This window comes from Shigella sp. FC1967 (assembly GCF_001743005.1).
Classification (GTDB): domain Bacteria; phylum Pseudomonadota; class Gammaproteobacteria; order Enterobacterales; family Enterobacteriaceae; genus Proteus.
This window is the reverse complement of the sequence record NZ_MIIZ01001317.1, coordinates 1-398: the sequence shown is the minus strand read 5'-3', so window position 1 is coordinate 398 and position 398 is coordinate 1. Positions and strand designations below refer to the sequence as shown.

General features: G+C 51.5%; 1 rRNA gene. It reads right to left on the bottom strand.

Going from position 1 to position 398, the window contains the following annotated elements:
* Positions 1-398 (bottom strand): 23S ribosomal RNA (locus BHE89_RS21590); the annotation flags it as partial.

Genomic DNA, 398 nt, shown 5'->3' with positions numbered 1-398 from the left:
CAGGCGTCACACCGTATACGTCCACTTTCGTGTTTGCACAGTGCTGTGTTTTTAATAAACAGTTGCAGCCAGCTGGTATCTTCGACTGGCTTCGGCTCCATCCGCAAGGGATTTCACTTACCGCCAGCGTGCCTTCTCCCGAAGTTACGGCACCATTTTGCCTAGTTCCTTCACCCGAGTTCTCTCAAGCGCCTGAGTATTCTCTACCTGACCACCTGTGTCGGTTTGGGGTACGATTGTTGATAACCTGAAGCTTAGAGGCTTTTCCTGGAAGCAGGGCATCAATTGCTTCACCACCTTTAGTGGTTCGTCATCACACCTCAGCATTAAGTGACCGGATTTGCCTAATCACTCTGCCTACATGCTTGAACCGGACGACCGTCGCCCGGACAACCTAG